22 protein-coding genes are annotated in these 24,736 nt (G+C 40.1%); 4 read left to right on the forward strand and 18 right to left on the reverse strand.

Annotation, left to right across the window (positions count from 1 at the left end; genetic code table 11):
- The 8 genes from BQ7394_RS11655 to BQ7394_RS11690 all read right to left on the reverse strand — a co-directional run bounded on the left by BQ7394_RS11655 (position 1) and on the right by BQ7394_RS11690 (position 10,181).
- Complete coding sequence (locus BQ7394_RS11655; RefSeq protein WP_075557593.1) at positions 1-2,448, reverse strand: S9 family peptidase; 2,448 nt, start codon at positions 2,446-2,448, stop codon at positions 1-3.
- A 140-nt stretch (positions 2,449-2,588) separates the two neighbouring features.
- On the reverse strand, positions 2,589-3,041 hold the full coding sequence (locus BQ7394_RS11660) for an ATPase (protein ID WP_028729164.1): 453 nt from the start codon (positions 3,039-3,041) through the stop codon (positions 2,589-2,591).
- Positions 3,042-3,095: 54 nt separating this feature from the next.
- On the reverse strand, positions 3,096-4,916 hold the full coding sequence (locus BQ7394_RS11665) for a V-type ATP synthase subunit I (protein ID WP_075557594.1): 1,821 nt from the start codon (positions 4,914-4,916) through the stop codon (positions 3,096-3,098).
- Positions 4,913-5,536: a V-type ATP synthase subunit D gene (locus tag BQ7394_RS11670; protein WP_075557595.1), complete on the reverse strand. Its 624-nt coding sequence runs from the start codon at positions 5,534-5,536 to the stop codon at positions 4,913-4,915. Before BQ7394_RS11670 ends, BQ7394_RS11665 begins: the two co-directional genes overlap by 4 nt.
- A 95-nt stretch (positions 5,537-5,631) precedes the next feature.
- Entirely contained in the window at positions 5,632-6,951 is a 1,320-nt protein-coding gene (locus BQ7394_RS11675) for a V-type ATP synthase subunit B (RefSeq protein ID WP_075557596.1), read from the reverse strand.
- A gap of 8 nt (positions 6,952-6,959) precedes the next feature.
- Positions 6,960-8,717 (reverse strand): V-type ATP synthase subunit A, encoded by a 1,758-nt coding sequence (locus BQ7394_RS11680; protein ID WP_075557597.1) that lies wholly within the window; start codon positions 8,715-8,717, stop codon positions 6,960-6,962.
- Between the two features lie 2 nt (positions 8,718-8,719).
- A complete protein-coding gene (locus BQ7394_RS11685) occupies positions 8,720-9,589 on the reverse strand; it encodes a DUF2764 domain-containing protein (protein ID WP_075557598.1) in 870 nt (289 codons plus the stop codon).
- 1 nt (position 9,590) lies between these two features.
- The gene (locus BQ7394_RS11690) at positions 9,591-10,181 is read right to left on the reverse strand and encodes a hypothetical protein (protein WP_075557599.1); all 591 of its coding nucleotides are present in this window, start codon (positions 10,179-10,181) and stop codon (positions 9,591-9,593) included.
- Between the two features lie 157 nt (positions 10,182-10,338).
- Between BQ7394_RS11690 and BQ7394_RS11695 the strand changes: the two genes are divergently transcribed.
- Together BQ7394_RS11695 and BQ7394_RS11700 are read left to right on the forward strand one after the other, a co-directional pair.
- On the forward strand, positions 10,339-10,842 hold the full coding sequence (locus BQ7394_RS11695) for a GNAT family N-acetyltransferase (RefSeq protein WP_075557600.1): 504 nt from the start codon (positions 10,339-10,341) through the stop codon (positions 10,840-10,842).
- Between the two features lie 453 nt (positions 10,843-11,295).
- Positions 11,296-12,408, forward strand: a complete 1,113-nt coding sequence (locus BQ7394_RS11700) for a family 20 glycosylhydrolase (RefSeq protein ID WP_075557601.1) — start codon at positions 11,296-11,298, stop codon at positions 12,406-12,408.
- 41 nt (positions 12,409-12,449) lie between these two features.
- Here BQ7394_RS11700 and BQ7394_RS11705 read toward each other — a convergent pair whose 3' ends face one another.
- From BQ7394_RS11705 to BQ7394_RS11725, 5 genes are all read right to left on the reverse strand, one after another.
- The gene (locus BQ7394_RS11705) at positions 12,450-12,671 is read right to left on the reverse strand and encodes a hypothetical protein (protein WP_075557602.1); all 222 of its coding nucleotides are present in this window, start codon (positions 12,669-12,671) and stop codon (positions 12,450-12,452) included.
- Positions 12,668-13,141 (reverse strand): DUF3990 domain-containing protein, encoded by a 474-nt coding sequence (locus tag BQ7394_RS11710; protein WP_075557603.1) that lies wholly within the window; start codon positions 13,139-13,141, stop codon positions 12,668-12,670. Before BQ7394_RS11710 ends, BQ7394_RS11705 begins: the two co-directional genes overlap by 4 nt.
- Positions 13,138-13,362, reverse strand: a complete 225-nt coding sequence (locus BQ7394_RS11715) for a DUF3791 domain-containing protein (protein WP_075557604.1) — start codon at positions 13,360-13,362, stop codon at positions 13,138-13,140. Before BQ7394_RS11715 ends, BQ7394_RS11710 begins: the two co-directional genes overlap by 4 nt.
- Before the next feature lie 211 nt (positions 13,363-13,573).
- Positions 13,574-14,899 carry a PhoH family protein gene (locus BQ7394_RS11720; protein ID WP_075559996.1) on the reverse strand — a complete coding sequence of 442 codons (1,326 nt, stop codon included), beginning with the start codon at positions 14,897-14,899 and terminating at the stop codon, positions 13,574-13,576.
- Between the two features lie 570 nt (positions 14,900-15,469).
- On the reverse strand, positions 15,470-15,898 hold the full coding sequence (locus BQ7394_RS11725) for an HD domain-containing protein (RefSeq protein WP_075557605.1): 429 nt from the start codon (positions 15,896-15,898) through the stop codon (positions 15,470-15,472).
- A 678-nt stretch (positions 15,899-16,576) separates the two neighbouring features.
- Here BQ7394_RS11725 and BQ7394_RS11730 point away from each other — a divergent pair.
- Complete coding sequence (locus tag BQ7394_RS11730; protein ID WP_075557606.1) at positions 16,577-17,263, forward strand: hypothetical protein; 687 nt, start codon at positions 16,577-16,579, stop codon at positions 17,261-17,263.
- A 416-nt stretch (positions 17,264-17,679) separates the two neighbouring features.
- Here BQ7394_RS11730 and BQ7394_RS11735 read toward each other — a convergent pair whose 3' ends face one another.
- The 5 genes from BQ7394_RS11735 to BQ7394_RS11755 all read right to left on the reverse strand — a co-directional run bounded on the left by BQ7394_RS11735 (position 17,680) and on the right by BQ7394_RS11755 (position 22,849).
- On the reverse strand, positions 17,680-18,462 hold the full coding sequence (locus BQ7394_RS11735) for an abortive infection system antitoxin AbiGi family protein (protein ID WP_075557607.1): 783 nt from the start codon (positions 18,460-18,462) through the stop codon (positions 17,680-17,682).
- Positions 18,463-19,001: 539 nt separating this feature from the next.
- Positions 19,002-20,114, reverse strand: coding sequence for an SANT/Myb-like DNA-binding domain-containing protein (locus BQ7394_RS11740; protein WP_075557608.1), 1,113 nt, complete (start codon positions 20,112-20,114; stop codon positions 19,002-19,004).
- A 356-nt stretch (positions 20,115-20,470) separates the two neighbouring features.
- Entirely contained in the window at positions 20,471-21,424 is a 954-nt protein-coding gene (locus tag BQ7394_RS11745) for a TIR domain-containing protein (protein WP_210436532.1), read from the reverse strand.
- A gap of 249 nt (positions 21,425-21,673) precedes the next feature.
- Positions 21,674-22,030, reverse strand: a complete 357-nt coding sequence (locus BQ7394_RS11750) for a hypothetical protein (RefSeq protein ID WP_075557610.1) — start codon at positions 22,028-22,030, stop codon at positions 21,674-21,676.
- A gap of 225 nt (positions 22,031-22,255) precedes the next feature.
- Positions 22,256-22,849 (reverse strand): phage integrase SAM-like domain-containing protein, encoded by a 594-nt coding sequence (locus tag BQ7394_RS11755; RefSeq protein ID WP_161951792.1) that lies wholly within the window; start codon positions 22,847-22,849, stop codon positions 22,256-22,258.
- 245 nt (positions 22,850-23,094) lie between these two features.
- On the opposite strand from BQ7394_RS11755, the gene BQ7394_RS11760 reads away from it, so the two are divergent.
- A complete protein-coding gene (locus BQ7394_RS11760; RefSeq protein ID WP_075557612.1) occupies positions 23,095-24,735 on the forward strand; it encodes a beta-N-acetylhexosaminidase in 1,641 nt (546 codons plus the stop codon).
- Position 24,736: the final 1 nt, after the last annotated feature.

The raw sequence follows: 24,736 nt of genomic DNA on the forward strand, positions 1-24,736 counted from the left end.
TTATCGTTTCGGTATATCCACCGACTTATCCGATTTACCTAACAGATGTTCTGAGAAGTAGTCGACCATTCGCCAGTAGAAATACTCGTCCATATCACCGAAACCGTGACGTTGTTGTGGCAGGAGCAACATATCGAAACGTTTGTTAGCTCGGATCAAACCGTCTACGACACGCATCGTATTGCCCGGATGAACATTGTTGTCTATATCACCATGAACCAACAACAAATGACCTTTCAACTGTTTAGCCAATTCAGGATTACTCTTGATACTGTATCTAAAGGTCGTATCGCCTTTTTCCGATACTACTTCTTTCACACCATGATGTGTTTCACTCCACCAACGATTATAGATCTTGTTATCATGATTACCGGCACAGGATACCGCCACCTTGAAGAAATCCGGATATTGCAGGATTGCTGCTGTCGACATAAATCCTCCACCCGAATGTCCGTGGATTCCGACACGATGGATATCGATAAACTTATTCTTATCAGCCAACTGGATGATGGCGGCTTTCTGATCTGCCAGTCCATAATCGCGCAGATTACCGTATCCGAAGTTATGATACCATTTCGAACGACTCGGATGACCGCCACGGTTACCGACAGAAACCACAATGAATCCGGCTTGTGCCAAACGGTCCGTACGGACACTCATACGGGTAAACGGATAGCGGGTTGCTTCCACCTGCGGACCGGGATAAACATAATCGATAATAGGATATACTTTAGTCGAGTCGAAATTGAAAGGTTTATACATCACACCGTACAGATCCGTTACGCCATCAGCTGCTTTTACCTTAAACGGTTCCGGAAACTGGTAACCGGCAGCAAACAGTTGTGAGAAATCGCTTTCTTCCAAGTCCATTACCTTCCGCCCGGTATTATCCAACAGGTCTGTCTTAGGAACCGTATTGATACGGGAATAATTATGGACAATGAATTGTGCATTATCATCTATGCGGACATCATGGAAATAATCACCGGCTGAAACCATCTGTAAGTTGCTTCCATCCAGGTTTGCCCGGTAAAGATGTTCATAATAGGGGTTCTCGTCCTTTTCCCTTCCATTAGCAAGAAAATAAACGACACGCTTGGCTTCATCCACCTTTACGATCTGGTCGACATGCCAGGGACCTGATGTGATACGGTTTTTCAGGTTACCTTTATCATCATAGAGATACAGATGTGCCCAGCCGTCGCGTTCACTCCAATGGATCAGTTCTTTTCCATTATTTACGGACGCCAGCGGACGGACTTCGATATAGGTATTCATACGCTCTTCGATAATCGGACGGATCGAATCTTCACCGATGGTATATGTACAGATGTCGATACGATGCAGGTCACGGCTGGAACGGGTAACGAAGAAACGGTTATTGTCACCCAACCAAATACTCGGCAGTTCCTTCATATCACGTTGTTTCTGCAAACGAGGTTGGTAAGCCATGCGAATAGTCTGGTCTTTGAAAGCCCAGGTGTTGATCTCTTTATAAGAGTTATTGTTCATATCGAACAGATATAGATGACTGATCGGCGCTTCTTTTTCACCCGGCATCTGGTACTTGTACGTTTCCAATGTCGGACGCGGGGTTGCCATGGCATTGATCACCCACAGGTCTTTTACCTCGCGGCTGTCCGAGATAGATACGGCAAAGTGACGTGAATCGGGTGACCACAATAAGTAACCCGGATTTTTTCTTTTGCCGTTACATAATGTATCCGTATTTAAAATGCTGTAAGGCTGTCCGAAACCAAAGTCTTTTACTCCGGTGGTTGTCAGCTGTATTTCTGTAACGGTACTGTCTTTGTCATCCTTTTTCAGTTTCTCGTAATCTTCACGCGACATGCGGTACAGATTCAGATCTTTTGCATAAACAACGGTTTTACCGTCAGGCGAAATAGAAGCCCAGTCGGGATATTCCGTGTCTTTCTTTTTATCGGCCAGATGCGTCAGTTTACGTGTCGGATAATCATAAGAGAAATAGAAAACTTCTTTCTTCGTTTTGTTATCTTTATCCGTACTATCTTTCTTCGCATCCTGTGAAGAAGTTACCTGGAACGTAAAAGTACGTCCGTCCTCTCCCGCCTCCAATTTCCGGATAGGTAACTGTTGAGCGATAAACGGATCTTTTACGATCTCCGTCAGTTCAGCCGCCAGCTTATCCTGATCGAATAGAGGACGTTTCGATTTAGCGGAAGGATTAACCACATACCATACAGTTCCGTTCCCGGTTTTATATTCATACCAGAAGCAGTTACCCGCCTTAAACCAATGCGGATCTACTGAAGTAGAAAACAACATCGTCGGCAATTTATCACCGGCAAACCGTTCCGCCTGCGTATAACCCGGCAGCGGATCGTCTGCTGAATTTGTTTGTGCACTCACGCCCTGAACAAGAAAAAGCCCTGACGCTAATAAGAGTAGATGTAAATGTTTTTTCATGTTTTACAATTGTGTTATATTGTTTGCTTGCAATTCATACAAATGTAAGTAAATATTTTTTTCTTTCGCCATATAAACTAAAAATCCCCTGTCTTATCAACCGATAAAACAGGGGATACTACTATGTTAAATACTAAATATTACACCGGAAGAGTTCCGCCGATCAGGATCACAACCAGCAAAGCCAAGATAGCATACAACTCAGGGAATACGGCCATTACCATTGTTGCACCGAATACGTTATGACCAGCACCAACACCGGCAATACCGTTTGCACAAACTTCTGCCTGACGGATGGAAGATAATAAACCTGCAAATCCTAATACCAGACCGGCACCGAATACCGCTGTTGCATTCAACATGGTAATGTCTGCAACCAGGAATTTCTGCATCATGAAATAACCTACGAATCCGTACAAACCCTGTGAAGAAGGCAACGCACTCAATGCGATGTAAGTACCCAGTGCATCCGGGTTCTTCTTCATTGCTCCTACTACTGCGTTACCGCAGATTGTTACACCATAACTACTGCCGATAAAGGTTAAACCTGTCATCAACGCAATACCAAGATAAGCTAATAAAATTGGTTCCATAATGAAATTTGTTTGTTTAATTATTTTTTTGTTATTATTTAAATCACGTTTTGTTTATGCTTTTTTGAAAGGCTGGTAAGCCTTACCGCCACCTTCGAACTCCGCATTCTTATAATACTCTACGAAGATCAGACGGAGTGGGTGAACCAGTGAACTGATGGTACACAGACCGATATTGATCGCATGGCCGACCAAAAGGATCAGCAACATACAGATCACACGCAATACGATGTTCATACCTTCCGTCATATCCACAGCCAGCGAATTGAATACGCCTCCCAGGATCGCACCGGTCAGACCGATAGCGAACAGACGGATATAAGACAATGTATCACCCAGCAGTCCGGAAGCCATATTATAGGTATTCCACAGACCTGTACCGAAGTTCAGGAAGATATTCTTACCCGGTGTATTGTAAAGGAAAGCGACAAGCAATCCCAGACCGGCTATCACCAAGAAGACATTTTTCACCACTTCCGGTAACTGTACGTCCAGCATCGGCAAACCGAAAACAAGACATAATGCCAGGATAATGAATACCCATGCCAACGGTGCAATGCCATATTTCTTGCCCTTCTGTGACATGATCTTCAGTGCAGCGATCGTCTTTCCGAACAGGATCTGTACCAATCCGATTATGATCGAGAACGTCATCAGGTTATCGCTCGAAACGAAGTAATCTTTCACCGATGCGAAAGCCGGTATATCGACCAAAGCGATACCGAAGAACGATCCTGTACAAGTACCGACGATCAGTGCCGCCAGTCCGAGATACTGGAACAGACTCAGGAACGGTTTGAAATCCGGATTGACTTTCCGTTTCAGGATCGTACAAGCGATCATTACCAGTAATCCGTATCCGCCATCTCCGAAACAAAGTCCGAAGAACAACATAAAGAACGGTGCAAAGAACGGTGTCGGGTCAAACTCGCCATAGTTAGGCAAAGAGAACATCCGTGTAATCGGTTCGTACAACTTGGCGAACTTACCATTCTTTAGCAGGATAGGAACTTTATCCCCCTCTTCGATCTCCAATGCCTGATAGAAATAGCCATCTTTTTCAAGAGCTTCCTCCATTGCCTGCGCCTTTTCAGTAGGTACCCAGCCTTCCAGCAACATCAACTTATCGCCTGCCTGACGATCGGTTTGCACAAGCACATTCGACAGATTGAATTCATTCTGCAAATTCTTGTCAAACAAATCGAGTGTATTATAATCAGACGCTGCCAGTTTTTTCATTTCAGCATCCAATACCTTCATTTCCTGCTTTAACAGGTCAAGACGCGCATTTAATTTCTGCAAGCCTCTGTCCGGCATCTTCGGACGCTCCGCATCTATATCGATCGTCGTACCGACTTTCGTTATAGTAAGGAAATAGGTAACCGACTGGAAATTGTTGATCAATATAGCATTGTACTCATCACCCCATTTCGGTTCATACTTAGCCGTCGGGCAAGTCCAGAATGTAATATCATATCCAGCCTTTTTCAGGCGATTGAAATTAGCCCAGCTAAAATCGCCCCAGATCTCCATATAAGCAATATCCTTTTCAAGGGATGCTTTCACGGACTGAAGCTGCACTTTCTTATCCTGCAACTCCTCTATCTTCTGTAATAATTTTATTCCTGCTTTCTTATCCAGTTCACGGGCCGGAGCCAACTGAAGGTCTTTCGTTGCGGCATGCTGGCTCTTGAAGAAACGCATTAACTGATTGACACGCTTACGCAAAGCCAGGATATCCTGAAGTTCTGCATTATCGAGAATAGACTTGCCCTCTTTCACATGCACGACACCCAGTTCGCGCAATTGTGCCAGGAACGAATCATATTCCCTGTGATATACCATAAAGGCATATTTACTCATTTTTACTATCATACGCCAGCCTCCTCTTTTTGTTCTTTTGCTTTACGCTTTTCCTGGTTAGCCCGCATGATCTTCTGTGACGACTTGGAAAGACTTTCTTCGTCTTCCATAAATCGTTTCACCTTACGGATCGCATCTTTATAGCCGGGGATCTGTACCTTCTCAAAGAGGTTTACCTTCTGAGTGGTCTTCTTCCTGGCATGCTCCAATAACTCCAGCTTCATTCCCGAAAACTCGGCTTCTATCCCGGTACGCGCCAACTTCTTCAGCAGCTCGACACCATCGGTAAACCAGGCAGGGGAATTAAAGAGACTGTAATGTCCGATCTCAAACTGAATCTCGTCCAATACAGGAACGATCACACCGGCAATCTTCTTCGTAGAGAGTGTCACATCCTTCACCGCAATCAGTTCGGGAGAGAACTCGTTCCACAAAGCCACCATGTTCTCGTAGCTCTGAATCTCTTTTTCCAGCTGAAGTTCCAATTTTGTCACTTCATCCTTGGTCCGCTTCACTTCGATACGCAACGCACTTTCCTTGCTTTTAATTGTAGGCAGGGAACGCTCGCGCATCTTCAGCTGCTTTTCCAATTGCTGAAGAGAGGTTTTATTATATTGAAACTTTATTGCCATATTTATATCGTTTTTTAATTCCTTTCGGATGGAATTTCGGTTTCTTCCGAGAGAAATTCTTTTTTCATCCGAATGGAACGGTTTGCGGACCGTTCTTACTTTTTCCAGTATTTGTCTACCAACTCCTGCTTGATATTCACTTCCGCCGGTTTGAAGTATTCGCCGAACAAGCCCCATGCCACGTCGAGCATTTCGGTTGTGTCGAGGTTTACGTCGATAGCCAACAGCTTTTCCGAATAATCCTTTGCAAAAGACAGTGTACGGTTGTCGTAGTCCGTCAGGTCGAAACCATTCTCCATCTTGGTCTTTGCATTGGCAGCATCGGCATACAGACGAACGGCAGCATTCATCACCTGCGGGTGATCTTCACGTGTCTTCTTTCCTGTTACCAGCTGTTTCAAACGTGACAGGCTTCGGAACGGGTCGACGATTACTTTACCGACATCGCTATCACGGCGCAGATACAACTGGCCTTCGGTGATATAACCGGTATTATCAGGCACGGCGTGTGTGATATCGCCACCGGACAAAGTCGTTACCGCAATAATGGTAATGGAACCACCTGCCGGGAACTGTACCGCCTTTTCGTAGATCTTTGCCAAATCGGAATAAAGTGAACCCGGCATAGAGTCTTTCGACGGGATCTGGTCCATACGGTTCGATACGATCGCCAGGGCATCCGCGTAGTTGGTCATGTCGGTCAACAACACCAGTACCTTTTCATTCTTTTGTACGGCGAAGTATTCAGCAGCCGACAACGCCATATCCGGAATAAGGATACGTTCTACGGACGGGTCTTCAGTTGTATTGATGAAGCTCACGATACGGTCGAGTGCACCGGCATTGCTAAATGTATTTTTAAAGAACAGGTAGTCGTCGTTGGTCATCCCCATACCGCCCAGGATGATCTTATCCGATTGGGCACGCAGGGCTACCATCGCCATCACCTGGTTGAACGGCTGGTCAGGGTCGGCGAAGAACGGGATCTTCTGTCCGGTTACCAGCGTATTGTTCAGGTCGATACCGGCAATACCCGTAGCGATCAGTTCTGACGGCTGTTTACGGCGAACCGGGTTTACAGACGGGCCACCGATTTCCACTTCCGTTCCTTCCGGGATCGGACCACCATCGATCGGGTCGCCATACGCATTGAAGAAACGTCCGGCCAACTGGTCGCCTACTTTCAGCGTAGGCGCCTTGCCCATGAATACCACCTCGGCATTCGTACGGATACCTTCCGTACCGGAGAACACCTGCAGCGTAACCTCGTCGCCGATGATCTTTACCACCTGTGCCAGCTTGCCGTCTACGGAAGCCAGCTCGTCATACCCAACTCCCGTTGCCTTCAGCGAACAGGTAGCTTTCGTGATCTGGGTAATCTTCGTATATATTTTTTGAAATGCTTTTGTTGCCATACGTTCTGTTATTTTTCCATACGCTCTGCGAGCAGGGCGTCGAGTTGATCGTTGAACTTCTTAAACTGATCGCTTTCGTATTCGGAATAGTTCATCTGCTTGAAGATGTTGATCATCTGTTTGAAATATTCCATTACTTCGAGGAAGGTGTCGAAACGGAATTCCGCATGACAGATCTTCACCACCTTGTCCAGCATAAATTCCTGACGGGCCAGCGGTGTCACGGCATCGACCGTATCGAACGCATCCTGTTGCAGGATCACGAAGTCGATCAATTCCGATTTCCAGAAAGTAACATGGTATTCTACAGGTACACCGTCGTCACCCAGGATGTTGATCTGTTCGGCAATTTCCTTACCACGCAACATACGGGTCTTGATCTCGTTCACCTTATCAAGCCATTCCGGAGAGATGTGTTTAGCGATATATTCCTGAAATTCGGGATATTCCAGATATTTTGAATAACTGTCGATCGGATTTACGGCCGGATAACGTTTACGGTCGGCACGTTCCTGCTCCAAAGCGTAGAAACAACGGGCTACCTTCTTCGTATTTTCCGTTACCGGTTCTTTCAGGTTACCACCGGCGGGCGATACCGTACCGATAAAGGTTACCGAACCTGTCGCCCCATTATTCAAATGAACGAAACCTGCACGGGCATAGAAGTTAGCCACGATTGCAGACAAGTCCATCGGGAATGCATCGGGTCCCGGAAGTTCTTCCAGACGGTTAGACATCTCACGCAAAGCCTGTGCCCAACGGGAAGTAGAGTCCGCCATCAACAATACCTTCAGTCCCATGCTACGGTAATATTCAGCCAGAGTCATCGCCGTATATACGGATGCTTCACGGGCTGCCACAGGCATGTTTGAAGTATTGGCGATAATGATGGTACGTTCCATCAATTTACGTCCTGTATGCGGGTCGATCAGTTCGGGGAACTCGGTAAAGATTTCCACTACCTCATTCGCACGTTCACCGCAGGCAGCGATGATCACGATATCGGCTTCCGCCTGTTTGGAGATAGCGTGCTGAAGCACTGTCTTACCTGTACCGAACGGGCCGGGGATAAATCCTGTACCGCCTTCGACGATCGGGTTTACCGTATCGATTGTACGAACACCTGTTTCCAGCAATTTGTATGGACGCGGTTTTTCTTTATAACAAGTGATGGCTCTCTTTACCGGCCAGCGCTGTATCATATTAATATCGATATCCTTACCATCTTCGTCTGTCAATACAGCGATCGTCTGGTTGATGGTATATTGTCCGGCTTCCACCAGGCTCTTTACAGTATAAGTGCCTTTAAACGTGAAAGGGACCATGATCTTGTGAGGCTGGAAGTTTTCATCCACTTCGCCCAACCAGTCACCGGCAGTCACTTTATCGCCAACCTTCGCCAGCGGCTTGTAATCCCACAATTTATCGTTATCGAGTGCAAATGTATATTCACCACGTTTCAGGAACACGCCGTCCATTTTATCCAGGTCATTCTGCAAACCATCGTAGTTACGCGACAGCATACCCGGCCCCAATGTCACTTCAAGCATGTGCCCTTCAAACTCGGCTTCGTCACCTACACGCATCCCACGTGTACTTTCAAATACCTGTACAAAGGCATCTTTCCCTATTACTTTAATAACCTCCGCCATCAGCTTTACGCCTCCTACGGAAATGTAACAGATTTCATTTTGAGAAACCGGCCCATCCACCTCGACGGTTACCAGGTTGGATACGATTCCTCTAACAATTCCTTTCGTAGCCATAATTATTTATTATTGTTTCTTTTAAATTCTTCCAACGCATTATCACTTCCCTTCTTCATCGCTCCTACTATTTCGCGGAAAGTCTTCTCGCCTGTCACCCTATCCAGAGTAACCCAGCGTTCGATCATTTCCAGTTTCAGCAAGTAGGCGAACACACTTTCGATATCGAAAGTCTTGAAGAACGTATTATCGTCCAGCCATTTCCATTTCAGCAAATCCACTTTCTTTTCGCGGGCCATCAGGTCGGGCTCTTCAGCAATGCGTTGCAGATCGGGCAGATAGTCTACCGTATCTCCCAATCCGAAATCACGGGCATTGGAAGTACGGATAGCCTCGGCTACCTCGTTGTTTCCCACTATATATTCTGCTTTATCAAATCCATACTTGCGGCAGGTTATGGCGGTCAGCATGTTATTGATATTGAGGTTCAGTTCAAACCAGTTACGGATGAAACCGTTGCTGCATTTCATCGCATAGTCGTAATAAAGGGCTGCCAGACGGTCTTCCCAGGAGATCGTTAGCTTTTCCTCTTTCTTCTGGCTATCCAGATACTGTTTGAAAAACTCTATGAAATAAGGAGGAATCTGTTTGTTCTTAGGCGGCTTCTCGCCATCCTTCAAAGCATCGAACAGACTTTTGTACTCGTCGTATGTTATACTTCCCTTTTCATCCGGGTCACTGTCCGGACGCTGTGAGAAACTAAGCAGGTTCTTATTATCGAATTTGAGGAAAAACAAGTCTACCAGCTTCTTATCACGGGACGTAAGAATGCCGTCCAACTCCTTTCTGAATTCAGAAACGGAATAGGTCAGCTTACTATCATCCAATGATATATTAGGGAGTCCGGCAATCAGACAGTAGTATTTACTCATATCAGAACAACATTTCTACCAGCCCGGGACGCAGGAATTCTTTAAAGAATGCAACAAACTCGTCTTCTCCGAAGCTTACTTTATAGGATCCGTCGGCAGGGACAATGGTAAAATCGGCTTTCTTTCCGCTTACTTTTTCTATTTTCACGCCACCGTCGAGCAACGATTTGGCATTTGCTTCAAAATATTTGGTTAATGCATCCGCATCGGCTGTTTGGATAGTGATCGCTTCTTTCTTAGCCCATTCTTTAGCCATTTCAAGGATCACCTTCTGCATAAATGCAGTGTCAGAAACGATCGCTTTCACATTCGAGGAAGTAATCTTTCCGGTTATAAGGTTTACCACTTCGCTCTTCAGCGCTTCTACAGCCTGGGTAGCGAATAACTTCAGTTCGGCTTCTGTATTCTTTTTCAGCTCGGCAGCTTGTTTTTGTGCTGCTGCAACAATACGTTTTGCTTCCGCTTCCGCCTCGCTAACAATCGCTTGTTTCTGAGCATTCGCATCGGCAATGATCCGTCCAGCTTCTTCGTTCCCCTTCTCTACTCCTTCTTTGTAGATCTTGTCGGTCAGTTCCTGAATCTTTGTATCCATTTCTATATAATTTATTAAATTGTATTTTTCCCTAATATTAAACGCCTACAAAGTTATTCTTTTCTGTGAATAAACATTGAAATAAATGTAAAATCAAGCTAAAAAATAAAACGCTATAAATTAATTTTTAATTTTGCTCGTCTAAAATTCGCAAAATATGTTCTCAATTAGAAAAACGACAACAGATGATGTCCTGTTAATCAGAAACTTGGCATCTCAAATATGGGAGCCTACTTATGGCTCTATCCTCTCCCGTGAGCAGCTCGACTACATGTTCGAGATGATGTATGCCCCGGAAAGTATTCTCAATCAAATGAATGAACTTCATCACGAGTTCTTCATCATATACAAAGACGGCGAGCCTTCGGGTTATCTCTCTATCGAAACGGTTGAAAAAGACCTGTACGAGTTCCAGAAAATCTATTCACTCCCCTCTTTGCATGGTTCGGGTATCGGACGTTTTATCATCGAACAGGGTGTTGCTTACCTGAAAAGTATCCATCCGGGACCATTTACTGTCGAGCTGAATGTAAACCGCGAAAACCCGGCTCTCGGTTTTTATAAGCATATGGGGTTCCATGAACATGCAACACGCGATTTCCATATTGGTAATGGGTATTATATGAATGATTATATTATGCGGATGGAGGTGGACAACTAATAATTTGTAAGCCTACAGAACTTACAAATTATCACTTTTATTCGTTAATTATTTATCATCCGAAGTGTCCCACCCTAAGTCCCGTAAAAGTCACTTCGCAAAAACATTGATTTGCAAGATATATGGCAAAGTTACGATCAGTAATGATTACAGCGGTGGTTGCAGCTCTCTTTAATATAGAATAAATATTATATATAATAAATACAAAGGGAGGATGATAAAAAATTTAAGAAAATACCCTCTCTGAAAAAAGCATAGGACTTTACAAATGTTAAGACAGGACTTTTAAAGAGAAAAGACTGGACTTTTAAAATCAAAAGACCGGTCTTTTTTTGAGGTATTATATCTCTATGAATATCAACCTTATACAACACTTCATTTATTAAGACAAAAAGGTTTGAAATCCAATTTATTTGATTATATTCGTACCAACAAATTTAATACTTAAACACCATGAAACACTTCATCGCCATTTTATGCCTCCTGGTCTGTATGACAACCAATAGTATTTTGGCTCAAACGGGCACAGCCCCGCTAGACAGCATTATCCCCACCCGAGGTCTGGCAATAGCAGCCCCTTCTGTACAGAAAATGGATCTTTTCCTGAAATTTATAGAAGAAGAACTGGCTCCCGGACATTTCAATCTGCTTATTCTGAGGGTAGACTGGAATTACGACTACCAATCGCATCCGGAATTAAATGATCCCAACCCGCTTACGCTTCAGGACGTAAAACGGATTGTCACCACCTGCCGGAAACATAACATACGGATAGCTCCACAAATAAATTTGCTCGGTCATCAGTCATGGGCAGAAACTACTTATGCCCTGCTTCGGGTGTATCCGGAATTTGATGAAACGCCTCATGTAGACACTAAGAACTATACAGGATGGCCTAATCCGGATGGTTTATACTGCAAAAGCTATTGTCCGCTCCATCCCGATGTACATAAAATTGTATTTGCTCTGGTCGACGAACTGACAGACGTTTTCGAAACCAATCTGTTTCATGCCGGCATGGATGAAGTTTTCTATATCGGCGATGATAAATGCCCTCGTTGCAGCGGTCGGGATAAAGCCGAATTATATGCAGGAGAAGTGACTAAAATACAAAATCATCTGGCACAGCAAGGCAAGCGGTTAATGATTTGGGGCGACCGGCTGATTGATGGAAAAACGACCGGTATCGGTGCCTGGGAAGCCAGCATGAATAACACCTACCGTGCAATAGACCTTATTCCCAAAGAGGTTTTCATATGCGATTGGCATTACGAGCGTCCGGAACAGACTGCCGTATATTTTGCCATGAAGGGATTCGACGTTGCCACCTGCCCCTGGCGTAAACCGGAAGTTGCCCTCAAACAACTGGACGACATGAAACGTTTCCGTCAGCAATCCGGCCCTCAAATGAGTAACCGTTTCCAGGGTATTATCGAAACCGTATGGTCAGGTGCCGATCGTTTTCTGGAAAGTTATTATAAGCCGGAAACATACCAACAGGATATATCGGAAGCTGTTGTGATCAAAAAATTGATCGAGGCTTATAAAGAAATGGATAATAAATAGATTTCCTGATAAAGTGCAATGTTAAAATAAAACATCCTTCATCATGAAAGTTTGCCCTTTTTCAACTCTTCATCCAAAAAGGCAAAGACATATTTCGGACTTTGGTAATAGAGATGAGTTCTCTCATCCATCACTCTCTGATAGGTGTCCGAATTAAATACATCGGAAAGAGCCTGTTCCATTGTTAATTCATTATTTTGCTCGATTAACAATAAGGCCAGGTTCTTTACCATATCTGCTTTCATATCCGTCTTTTCGCTCATAATCGTTGCAATAATTTTATGGCACGTTCCGTACCGAAGAAATATTGTATGGTTACACCTTTCATGTATTGTAGGTTACGTACCAGCGTAGGTAAGTCTATCGAACGATTCTCATACTTCCATAACTGTACTCCTACCCGGTCATTGGCAATTGGACCAATCACCACATCATATTCGTGCGCAGGTAAATCTGTAGAATTGTTACGGTTCAGAAGGATAAACTTAGCCCATTCTTCCGAATAATCCTCGAAATAGAGCATATGTAAATCATCCCAAGCATCATCAGCTATTTCGTATGTCAGCACCATCGGACTACCTGTCTCTAATTGCTCCACCTTCACTCGTGCCATGTTCAAAGCTTGCTCATAATCTGCCGAAAGATAAAAGCCACGCCCGAAGTCCTTGTTGGGTTTCGATTTCAACAAGTCTATCTTGTCAAAATCCTTGTTTGTGCCATGATATAGTTTCATATCAATGCTCCTCCGTGCCGATGGCAATATTCTGCTATATCATCTACCATTGAAGCAAATGACTGTGTGTGTACATACCCATAATGACGATCTATAAAGTCAATTCCTTTGAAACGGCTCAGGTAATTAAATGCCTGCTTCATCGTCAGCCCATACTTCCGTCCGAACTCCAAAACGAAGATAACCGTCCATTCCAGCTTGTCTTTTATATCATAGCTCATACTTCAGTATTTTATGTTCCGTTATTGCAAAGATAGTAAAACTGCTATAATTCAGCATATCAAGATACAAAATTATTATGGATGTTCTGACCATCTACCTGCCCCAGGTGTTAACCGAATAGATTTCCTGATAAAGCACAGGATTTAATAAACAGTAAGGCCGGACTTATTAAAAAGCCCGGCCTCTTTTTATAATATTACAATCATCGATTTATAACAGATCGGAAGCTAACTCCGACAACTGGCTTCGTTCGCCTTTGATTAGATTGATATGGGCAAACAACTCCTGCCCTTTCATCTTATCCACCATATAGGCCAGACCATTACTCTGGGCATCCAGATACGGCGAGTCGATCTGCTGGATATCACCGGTAAAGACCATTTTCGTTCCTTCTCCGGCACGGGTGATGATCGTCTTGATCTCGTGCGGTGTCAGGTTCTGTGCTTCATCGATGATACAGAATGTTTCTGACAAACTACGGCCACGGATAAAAGCCAAAGCCTCAATAACCAGCTGGTTATTCTTCTGCAGATCATCTATCTTACGAACATCCTGGCTTCCCGGAGCAAACTGGTTCTTAATTACATTCAGGTTATCGAACAAAGGCTGCATATAAGGAGCCACTTTCTGCTTCTCGTCACCCGGCAGGAATCCGATATCTTTGTTCGCCAATGCAACGATCGGACGAGCCAATAAAATCTGTTTGTATAACCCAGCCTGTTTAAGGGCAGCAGCCAAGGCCAGCAACGTCTTTCCGGTTCCGGCTTTACCTGTCAGTCCAACCAGCTTAACATCCGGATCATTCAATATTTCAAAAGCGAAACTCTGCTCCGCATTACGGGGTTGTATCCCATAATTCGAACTCTTTTCCACCTTCTTTATCTTCCCTGTAAACGGATTATAACGAGCTAAAACAGAAGCACGTATACTCTTTAATATAAAGCATTCGTTCGGCTCCAGTTTCGACTTAAATTCAAACAGATCCGCATCGAGTCCTTCGGGTGTCGAATAGATCTTGTCGATCAGGTCAGGATCAATATTTTCATAGGTATCCTGTGCCCGTTCAAAGATGTCGACATTGACCACTTTATCGGTGATATAGTCTTCCACCTGAATACCCAAAGCACGGGCTTTCATACGAAGATTGACATCCTTCGTTACCAGGATAGTCTGTACTTTCGGATTCTTTTCCGCAACGGAAAGTGTACAGGATAAAATCCGGTGATCCGGTGTCTTTTCCGGGAAAGACAATGCAATCTTTTCCTGATACTTATCGCCGGTTACCACATGTAATGTTCCTAAACCTGCTCCCAACGAAGCACCTTTCAGGAAGAGATCATTGCTGGTTATCAGATCCAACTCGCGTACAAATTCACGGGCGTTATAATTAATCTGGTCGCTCCCCTTTTTAAACTTATCCAACTCTTCCAACACGACGATAGGAAGATAGATATCATTCTCCTGAAAATTTTCGATACACTTGTAGTCATGCAAGATAACGTTCGTATCCAATACAAAATTCTTCTTTGCTCCCATGATCATTTCGATTTAATGATTATTGATTATCAGCGTCTTAACTTTTATCCTGTTTACCGAAACCCCTCCAAATTGCCACTTCGGTTACTTTTCGGCAAACACTCCATATAAAATTCAAAACTCTTTTCTCATCATATGACTTCATCACAAAGATACATTTTTATATGAACTAGCAATGTTCAAAACAAAATCTTTTTTAGGTTATAATGAATCGAATAAAAAGAGGATACTATTTCTAGTACCCTCTCTCAATAATACCCCTAGTCTGATTATCAAACAACGTCTATTTCCCCAGAACCGGATTGCTCGCTACTTAATTCGCATATTGTTCAACCGGAAACGTAAGAGTATTTAATATAATAGGCTTGCTTAACTTACTTAAAATATCTTGCAGGACTTCTGTGATCCATTCAGTTGGAACATGAGTCAATAAAAAGTCTTTACAGTACTCTCCTCTTTCATTCATATCCAATTTCCTATATTGTCAATCATCCTTACAATTAAGGTACTGAAACTTATCTCATATCAATCACCATTTTCTTTGAGAAAAACTTTACTTGAAACCAGATCTCAGTAATTTATTTTTAAATAGTTATATGCCCAATGATACTTCTTGCTCCTCTGAAGATCCTTTTCATCCACTGTATCAAGTCGAAGTACATTAATATTGTCCATTATGTCCGCCATCTTCACTTTACGGGCAACAAGATTCTTAGCAACTTCACAAATATAGGCCTCATAATCTATATAATTATGTCTGTTAAGTACAATTAACGTGTTTACTATATCTTCTACAAAACCTTCTTTTTTCAAATAATACGCCGTGATCCCCTTACAATCTTTCATTATATCATGTAATACAGCAATAATCATCTCAGACTCAGTATCCATTTTAAACATCACCCTTAAAAGATGAAGTATATATGGTTTCCCAGCTTTGTTTACTTGGTTAGCAGGAGCCTTTGTTGCTATTTGTATGGCCTTATCTAAGTAATTCATTGTTTCTTTATCATAATATTATAAACACAATTTATTTCATCATCTGAGAGAACATTAAGATTTTCTAGGATGATCTTACTATATCAATATTAGATAACCCGAATGAGTATAATAGGCTATTTGATAAACTAAAGGAAGAACTAAAAAAAGAACTAAGCGACAATAAGAATAACATACGCGTACATATTAAAAGAAAAAAAGTAACTGGAACGACACAAACAAACTGGTACAAAGAAACATAGCATATAGAAATAATCAGCAAACAAAGATTAATTTAATAAGGAGCAATAAAAATAAAGGGATGTACCCTCTTTGCGTAGCGGATTCCATACATGTTGCCGGCCCTTAATTTCAAGTCCTGTTTTTAAGGCTTCTCTCCTATTCAAAACTGATGGTTTATACCCACTTCCTCCAGACTGTTCCTGAGTGCGTTTAAAAGAGTTAGGCAACAATTAAAAACATATCCACAAAGATTGCCTAACAGATTATGATTCATTTAAATACATCATCTCCTATATATAAAAAAAACAATACACTTTCCAGAAAATTTTCTGGGATCTAAATCTCAAGTCTCATTTTATTTCTATTTATTATTTTTAAAATAAATTTCTTTCATTATTTTATAAGTATAACTTACAAGATAAATTAATACATTTGTAAATATTAATTATTAAAAATATGGATTACAGTCTAGATAACACTATTCACTCATGTATTGATAAATATTTTGAGAACCAACAGTATGATGATATTATCAACATTGTTGATGATGTCAAAAAAATAATAAATGATCTAAACCTAGAAGAATATTCTTTTTTTTCGACAATTGAAAAAAGGAATTATTTATATTCTTTAATGATGACAAAAGGAATTAATGATTTTAAGCGTATATATCAGCCTTTTATAGATGAAAGTATTGCTGATTATACAAATGTAATTAAGAATAATATTCCTATAGATGAAATGTCTGATATAACAAAAGGAACAGTTCGCACTAAAATATATTACGATTCTACTATTATTAGGTGGGGAAAATATAATGGTATGAGTATATCACAAATAAAAAGTATAGATCTACAATATCTAACTTTTTGTATAAGATCCATTGTCCATTTTTGTGTTTCATTCGATATCTTGTTTGATCTATCAACTTATTGTTACTCAGACACCATAGTATATAACTTTGCGAAACATGATTTTTTAAAAGAAAAACAACGTATATATATTGAATATAGTAAAACACTATACGAGACAAACAAATACAGCATCGATAGTCAGACAGATAGCGATATATATAATAACCCATATTATAATGATGATCTGGATATGGATCAGCAAAGTCTTGAATTTTGGGATAATCTATAATACATAAAACGTTATCTCAGAATTAGAATATCAAATAATAAATATAATAATATAAACCAAACTTAGTATTAGTAAATAGTATCAATAAATATTTACTGACACTTTTTGCTTTTACATACTCTACTAAGGACTGGAAATCTTTTAACATACTGACATCCTCTTAATATAACTATTTTCTATTTGTAAGTATTCGGTGAACTCCTTCCTTCTTCTATAGTCTACACCCTCTATCTTTGCAAGTTTCCCAGAGATATCAAAATAACACTGCAAAAGTATAGATAAAGGTTTATAGTAAGAATACAAGGTTCACCGAATGCTTACTATATATTCTATGAGTTGATAAAATGAAAAAAAAATAATTCATTAAATCTTGAATTCTGGATTATTAAATCATTAACTAACTCATTTTTATTCTTTTAAAAATCCGATTTGATTCTTTCTAAAGACATAATTTTAGTAAGTAACAAATCAATTTTATCAGGTAAGCATTTGTCTTTAAAGTACCTTCTAACAAATTTGATCATCGTTGGTATTTCAGATTCTTTATTTACTAATATATAGGTAATATCATCAATGCTAAATCGTAAACGATATTTTTCTTCTTTCAAAATCTCATTACGCTGTGTTATTAAATCATTTTTATCGGGTGTAAAAATATTTAAAATAAAATCGTCTGAATCTACTACATATCTCCATTCTCTTTCTTTGTAATAATCATATCTTTCATAAACTAATTTCCCCTTTCTATATAAGGGACCACTCTCATGTTTTATGTAATGCAATATAGTATTTGCGTGATATAATATATCTAACATATCATATTTTGTTTCTCCTTTAAGGCTATTAGCTACTTTTGCGATTAAAGGGATCATGTCATATAAGCCAGCTTTCAATAATGAATTTTCAGTTAAATAATTTACTGGATTTAACTTCATGGCTCTAGCCCATTGTTTGGAAAGACCTATTGCGTAAGGGCCATACGATTGGGTATGCTCAGATATCAAAGTAAGAGGTATATCACAAAAAGATATTTCAGGAACAAAAAAAGAAGTTTCGTATTCATTGTGAAATATCGTCTCCATACAACATTTTGCAATAAACCCCTCACTTATAATCTTCTGTAAAATATCAAGTCCAGATAAACCAGTGTGTATATTATCATTAGTATAATGAACAACAGAATTTGTACAAACAGTCATATAAGCAATTTATTAAAGTGTTTTTTTAAATAATGTAAAGGTATGAATTTATCTTTTAGCAAACACTTTCCACACCTTAATATAATCATTTATTATGATTCAAATGCTAGATCCGCAAGTGTGGCAAGAGACTAACACTAACCAAAACAAATAAGCAAAGCTTCAACAAATACAATTATCACGTATAGAGCTTATCATTGTAATCATTTGCAACAATTTGTCAAAGCTAAACTCTGCGAAGATAGTACAACTGCCAAAGCATATTTACAAAGTAAAGCAATGGAATATTGCACCGACCCAGCTGATAAACAGTAGCAAGTTATCGAAAATCTTTTATGGAACAAAATACATAAGCGTAAACATTCTCTTCGTTCTATATTTATACTCAAGCAGGAATGCAAAAATATGGATTAATTATAAAAATTATTGGATAAAAGAAAAATAGTTCTTGCCGTAAGGCAACTGTCTATGTATACAAGTTTTCGGCAAAGCTAATATAGCAAAACATAAATATCTGCAGCCTCCATTGAATATGCTTTTTATTGCGGTGGTGCAATAAGAGGCAGCTTCATAACAAACTGTGGAAATATAAATAGCGGAGCCTGTGGCGGCATTGTAACAAACCGTGGATGTGCAGGTAGTGGATTTGTTGCGTTCCTTACAAGTACTCTATAGCGATATCTGCATTGACAATCAGTACGATTCCCCATTTTATTTGCAATTAGAGTCCAATTCTTATCACCATACAGCCCAACAAGTTGTTTTAAAACTTCATCTTCGGCTGGCATCCATGGGCTTTTACTTATCCTGGGATTTAGATGTCTACTCCATCTTTCGAAGCACTCAGATCTCGACCTGTTACCCACAATAAGAGCAATGACAGACCAATTTCCCTCGCCATAACTTCTCACAGCATTAAATAAAAATCCGTCCTCCACAACCGACCAGGGTCTTTTCTTCACCTTGCCCTCCCTCATTGGATAATTCTCCGGCAGATTCGGTTGTTGCATTTCGTGCATAGTTGAATGAACATTCATCAAGTCTTGAATATCAGTTTCCACAAGTCCTTTAGGCAAAGAAAAACGCTCGCTATAGCAATGTATTAATTGTCCCGTTTCTTTGGCATATAGATTGACATTAATTCCTTTCGGAAAACCCGGTTCTTCAACAGGTATCGAATAATATCCCAATACTTCGGCATTAAACACTAAATCTTCTACCTGGCTATCGTATTTCATATATTCTTCTAAATCTCTCCACAGTGCACTCTGGTTTACATGGTGTGTAGTGGGTATCAAGTTTGCCTCATCATCACCATGACCACCCATATATTGGTTTAAGATGTGGAATCTTACCCATTTCCCACTAAGATCACCGAATGTACGCTGTAGCCATCTCCATCCTACAGGCTCAACAGAGGGGCTACCACCATCTAAATTTGCAGAACCATTTCGTTTTATATAGGCATGCACTGTCTTTGCCCTACCCATTCCGTCAGGTGTAGATTCATATTCTAAGTATGCCGTTTTATCATACATAAGTTGTATCATATTCTTCCGGTTATCTTTCATCTGAAACAACTGCCCATTCGTATTTTTTGCTTGCTGAATCGTTCTTGATGTACCTTTTTTAGATTGTATGTCCGTGTACATACTCGTATATTTTAAGATTATTATTACTAATGTCTCATCACCGACACTTTTTTCTTCATAATTCCTAGTCTATTATTAACAAACTTCAACCTTCCATTTTCTTATTTTAGCTAAATTGTTCTAGAAGAGGATTTTCCATACTGTTTTTCTGCGTTCATAAGCAAATGGGGTTAATTATTTTACAAGATATCAAAGATACAGAAATCAACAAAACTTAATTTGCAGACAACAAATATAGCACGATGAAATGCAGAATATAGAGTATGAACGTAAAAAGAACATCCAAATGACTACAAGTATATCGATAACAGGAAAACTAACTTTAAAGATCTATTCAAATCATTATAAACAATTTATTAATTTACATGTTCCTCAACATACTTTCTAAATTTATCATCCATAATAGCTAATGAGAAATCAGCTCCTCTCAACTTCATTCCATCATACTTTATTCCACATAAATTAGCCCCCCTTAAATCAGCATCACAAACATTTGCATATTTCATATTGGCACCTCTTAAATCAGCAACTCGTAGGTTACATCCTGTTAAATCGGCCTCTATTAAGTTAGCTGATCTCAAAATAGTCCCTTGAAAATTTATACCACAAAGTAAAATGTCTCTTCCTACCAAAGTTTTATTTACCAAATAATAATAACTCAAATCAGCAGGTTTACCATACCCTTGAATATACTTCAAATGATTATTTAGAATCACACTCAATTCTTTATTACTAATCCTTTTTATCTCAGAAGGAGTATTCAAGAAATTTTTCAGATCAGTTTTTTCAATAATAGCTTTATATTTAGTTGACCATAAATCTTCTGGGAAACACAATAAATGATCCTTCAATTCAAATAAAAAGTCTGTTATATCCTGGGTTATAGTTCTTTCTATCTGGAGATCTTTCCATTCAAGTGCACCGTTACAAGGATCTACATTTCGTAAGCGTTGCTCCTTGGATGCTATTTTATTTTCCCAAAATTCTAAATACTTCAACCTATTATCACTAAAAATATCAGTATCTTTTATGAGTATTGGTAATAAAACATTCCATCTATAATCATCTTTTTTCAATTCAACTATTTCTTTCATACAACCAGGCGATTGTAGAAAATTATCACTGATTATTAAAAGCACAAACTTTTCAATTCGTATACGCTTCATATATTCAGAAATAGACTGGGTAAAACCAATACGATCTTTATCTCTAATAACTTTAAAACCCAAAGCTTTGAGATCGCTACATATTCTATCTACATAATACATATCCTCCCAAGAATAAGAAACAAATACTGTTAATTCTTCCATAATACATAATTACTAATTAAATTTTACTTCAACCAACTAGCCGAACATTTGATCCACTCCATCACATCAACCACCCTATTACCTCCAGTCCTCATATCTTTTACAGCCTGATCCAGATACTTCAAAATTTCTTTGAAATCAGTTTCATTCTCAGCGTATCCAAAGTTCAACCTGGCAGAATAAAGCTCATCTAGGGCTTTTCTGAGCTCCTTTTGTCCAGATGAGCATACTCCGACTCACTAAAACCTGCTAAGTCTCGGAAATAGCTTTATCAAGGTAATCATCAACCTTGTCAATATACGTTTCAGATTCAGCCACTAATTTTCTCATCACATAAACAATCCTGAAGATCTGGGTGTTGGTCATGCTAGATTGATCCCGGTTAAGAGATAGACTTTCTTCTATACCAATCCAATACTCTCCGGCTTCATTTATATTATCAGCTGCTTTAATGGAAGTATCGATAGCATACTGAAGTTGCTCCAGTGTTGCAGCGTATTTTTGTGCGGTTAACAATACTGGGGAGAAGAATAAAATCAAAGTGACAAACATCTTCTTCATATCAGCAAAAGTAAAAATAATAAATACATTTTCAAACCTTTTCATCTTTATTTTCTTATTCTTTTATAAACTTCCTCTATTAGGAGGAAAAAAGGATACCTTATACCCTATCTCATGCCCCAACGATATTCTTAGATAACCCTGGCAGTTGTCAAGGAATCAGTAGTCAAGATGAAGATATAAGCATGAAAAAATCCTCACCAGTAATCAGTTACTTCACTTACACGCACATTGTTAAGTTGCAAATTTTCCTCTTTCCCATATCTAATATCATACTTTACAATACCACTCATCAACCTGCTCTTTTTTCGATTCATCAAACTTTCCGACCCATATTTTGTTACCTCTTTCCTCACATATACAAGAACTTTGAGTCATCAGGACGATATTCAGAAAAGCGTAGTTTGTTATAGTGTTTGTACCTCTCGTATAGAAAGATAGCATAAACATGTCTCTGATGAAATTTATAAGACTTCTTGGTGGGTCATTATAATATGGATCATCAGGTATATTGGCTATTGCTTTAATCAATTCAGAAGGTAAAGCTCTTTTCTTTGATATTGGCAAAGGAGGCATCTTATATCTCTCAAATAGATTATATGGAATTACGACTACTCCTATTTCAAGGTTATTATATTTAGCTCTTATTTTATTTATAGAAGCTTTAAAATTAGTCATATAAATATATACAGATGCTGGAGACATCTTTCCATTTTGTAAATAAGAAGTGTAATTATTTAGAAAAATTAGCGTTATTTTATTGATATTCAAAACACTATAATTAATATATTTCATTAATGATGAACGAGTTGTTAGATAATTAAATTTTGTATTTTCGCTAGATAACGTTCGTATCCAATACAAAATTCATCTTTGCTCCCATGATCATTTCGATTTAATGATTATCGCTTCTAAGTTAAAAACATTTTTGAGACTTATTTAGTTTAAAAGGTAAAATAAAGTTGAAAGACCAATTTATTCCGTTTTTAGGCGAATTGCATAATACCTATCCAAATAACAATATCTCTCCTCTCAATTCATTCAAATTTAAATCTTGTATGTATATTTGCCGCACAATGATTTTTTACAAACAATAAAATCTAACACTTATGATCTTTAGTACTAAAAAACTCAAACTCGTATCTCTGTTTCTATTAACAGCGGCCTGCTCATTCGGGCAAAGTAACACATCCGCATTATTGCCTTTGCCCAATCACATCGAACAGGTTACAGGCAAGAAAAATTTCACTATCACTCCGCAGACAACCGTAAAAACAAATTTACCGAAACAGGCTTTTTGTTTGTTCGAGTTGCAGCGTATATTAAGGAATAGAGTTGGCCAACCAGCGATTATGGGAGGTTTTACCGCCAGTGGAAACTCCCTGATCGAATTATCGACAGACCCCGGAATAAAAGGGAAAGAACATTATATTCTCGATATATCGGAGAATAAAGTCTCCATCAAAGGAGCCACACAAGATGCTCTCTTCTACGGATTAAAGACGTTGGATCAAATATTATTGGGAGATGTTTGTAACACGGCAAATAAACAGATCGCCCCCATTCGTATCGACGACGAACCTCGTTTCGGCTACCGTGCCCTTATGCTCGATCCGGCCCGTCACTTCCTTCCTGTCGAAGATGTAAAATTCTACATCGATCAGATGGCTAAATACAAATATAATGTACTGCAACTTCACCTGACAGATGATCAGGGTTGGCGTGTCGAAATAAAGAAGCATCCGGGATTGACTGAAACCGGTGCCTTCCGTAATCCCCAAACCGGACCTAACGGACCGGATAACGGCTATTATACCCAGCAACAACTGAAAGACCTTATCCAATATGCAGCCGACAGGAACGTAGAGATCATCCCGGAACTGGATATACCAGGACATACGGTTGCCGTACTGGCCACTTATCCGGAACTCGGCTGTACCCATACCGATACGATTCAAAAAATCATGGGTAAGACGGTCGACCTGATGCTTTGTGCCAATAACGACAAGGTATATACCGTATACGACGATGTCATCAAAGAGATAGCCGAACTTTTCCCTTCCTCCAAAATACACCTGGGAGGCGACGAAGCCGTTATCGAAAAGAACTGGACGAAATGCGACCGTTGTCAGTCATTAATGAAGCAGTTAGGCTATACCAAGGAATCGCAGTTGATGAATTATTTCTTCGATAAGATACTGGCCTCTGTCCGCAAATACGGAAAAGAACCGGTTTTATGGTGCGAGTTGGACAATATCCGTATGCCGGCCAATGAATATCTGTTTGACTATCCCAAAGATGCCACACTGATAACCTGGCGTGCCGGACTTACTCCTAAATGTATTGAACTGACAGCCAAACACGGCAACTCGCTAATCATGGCTCCGGGTGAATACACCTACCTGGATTATCCTCAGTTCAAAGGCGACCTTCCGGAATTTAATAATTGGGGAATGCCTGTTACCACACTGGAAACCTGTTATCAATTCGATCCGGGTTACGGACTTCCGACAGCACAACAGGCACATATCCTGGGTATCTCCGGCACATTATGGGGAGAAGCGATAAAAGATATCAACCGGGTAACCTATATGACTTATCCGCGCGGGCTGGCTCTGGCAGAAGCCGGATGGACGCAAATGGAGTATCGCAGCTGGGATTCGTTCAAAGAACGGATGTACCCCAATTTGATGAATCTGATGAAACAGGGCGTATCAATCAGGGTTCCTTTTGAAATCGTACCCAGATAAA

The organism is Parabacteroides timonensis, from assembly GCF_900128505.1.
GTDB lineage: Bacteria > Bacteroidota > Bacteroidia > Bacteroidales > Tannerellaceae > Parabacteroides > Parabacteroides timonensis.

Bases quoted from the DNA above. Each gene is read 5' to 3' on its own strand.
- BQ7394_RS11660 (WP_028729164.1), bottom strand. From the start codon at position 3,041: ATGGAACCAATTTTATTAGCTTATCTTGGTATTGCGTTGATGACAGGT.
- BQ7394_RS11680 (WP_075557597.1), bottom strand. From the start codon at position 8,717: ATGGCTACGAAAGGAATTGTTAGAGGAATCGTATCCAACCTGGTAACC.
- BQ7394_RS11705 (WP_075557602.1), bottom strand. From the start codon at position 12,671: ATGAGCGAAAAGACGGATATGAAAGCAGATATGGTAAAGAACCTGGCC.
- BQ7394_RS11720 (WP_075559996.1), bottom strand. From the start codon at position 14,899: ATGGGAGCAAAGAAGAATTTTGTATTGGATACGAACGTTATCTTGCAT.
- BQ7394_RS11665 (WP_075557594.1), bottom strand. From the start codon at position 4,916: ATGATAGTAAAAATGAGTAAATATGCCTTTATGGTATATCACAGGGAA.
- BQ7394_RS11745 (WP_210436532.1), bottom strand. From the start codon at position 21,424: ATGGAAGAATTAACAGTATTTGTTTCTTATTCTTGGGAGGATATGTAT.
- BQ7394_RS11670 (WP_075557595.1), bottom strand. From the start codon at position 5,536: ATGGCAATAAAGTTTCAATATAATAAAACCTCTCTTCAGCAATTGGAA.
- BQ7394_RS11695 (WP_075557600.1), top strand. From the start codon at position 10,339: ATGTTCTCAATTAGAAAAACGACAACAGATGATGTCCTGTTAATCAGA.
- BQ7394_RS11730 (WP_075557606.1), top strand. From the start codon at position 16,577: ATGGATTACAGTCTAGATAACACTATTCACTCATGTATTGATAAATAT.
- BQ7394_RS11690 (WP_075557599.1), bottom strand. From the start codon at position 10,181: ATGGATACAAAGATTCAGGAACTGACCGACAAGATCTACAAAGAAGGA.
- BQ7394_RS11760 (WP_075557612.1), top strand. From the start codon at position 23,095: ATGATCTTTAGTACTAAAAAACTCAAACTCGTATCTCTGTTTCTATTA.
- BQ7394_RS11675 (WP_075557596.1), bottom strand. From the start codon at position 6,951: ATGGCAACAAAAGCATTTCAAAAAATATATACGAAGATTACCCAGATC.
- BQ7394_RS11725 (WP_075557605.1), bottom strand. From the start codon at position 15,898: ATGAATTACTTAGATAAGGCCATACAAATAGCAACAAAGGCTCCTGCT.
- BQ7394_RS11655 (WP_075557593.1), bottom strand. From the start codon at position 2,448: ATGAAAAAACATTTACATCTACTCTTATTAGCGTCAGGGCTTTTTCTT.
- BQ7394_RS11710 (WP_075557603.1), bottom strand. From the start codon at position 13,141: ATGAAACTATATCATGGCACAAACAAGGATTTTGACAAGATAGACTTG.
- BQ7394_RS11715 (WP_075557604.1), bottom strand. From the start codon at position 13,362: ATGAGCTATGATATAAAAGACAAGCTGGAATGGACGGTTATCTTCGTT.
- BQ7394_RS11700 (WP_075557601.1), top strand. From the start codon at position 11,296: ATGAAACACTTCATCGCCATTTTATGCCTCCTGGTCTGTATGACAACC.
- BQ7394_RS11685 (WP_075557598.1), bottom strand. From the start codon at position 9,589: ATGAGTAAATACTACTGTCTGATTGCCGGACTCCCTAATATATCATTG.
- BQ7394_RS11740 (WP_075557608.1), bottom strand. From the start codon at position 20,114: ATGTACACGGACATACAATCTAAAAAAGGTACATCAAGAACGATTCAG.
- BQ7394_RS11735 (WP_075557607.1), bottom strand. From the start codon at position 18,462: ATGACTGTTTGTACAAATTCTGTTGTTCATTATACTAATGATAATATA.
- BQ7394_RS11750 (WP_075557610.1), bottom strand. From the start codon at position 22,030: ATGAAAAGGTTTGAAAATGTATTTATTATTTTTACTTTTGCTGATATG.